Origin of the sequence: Streptomyces sp. URMC 126 (assembly GCF_051386555.1) — a bacterium.
In the GTDB taxonomy this organism is placed as follows: Bacteria; Actinomycetota; Actinomycetes; order Streptomycetales; family Streptomycetaceae; genus Streptomyces.
Genome location: NZ_JBPQTX010001158.1, coordinates 1 through 248, shown reverse-complemented (window position 1 = coordinate 248; position 248 = coordinate 1). Strand labels below are relative to the sequence as shown.

Sequence of the window (248 nt, the reverse complement as noted above, 5' to 3'; positions counted from 1 at the left end):
ACCCTCGTGCGCAAGGTTGCCGAGGACCGCGCCGCGCTCGACACGCTGCGCCGGCAGGTGGAGGAGGGCGTGCTGACCCTGCGGGTGGCGCAGACCTTCCCGGCCTAGCAGGCCGCCGAGGCGCACCGGCTGCTGGAGCGCGGCGGCGTCCGGGGCCGGCTGGTCCTCACCTTCTAGGCCGACCGCCGTGCCCGATCCCACCTCCGCCGACGGTCCGGCCGGAGACCGTGCCCTGACCGGCCTCCGGC

General features: G+C 77.0%; 1 pseudogene. It reads left to right on the top strand.

From position 1 onward, the window contains the following. Window positions 1–177 (top strand): annotated as a pseudogene (locus ACSNOK_RS35490) (zinc-binding dehydrogenase); the annotation flags it as partial. Window positions 178–248 lie beyond the last annotated feature (71 nt).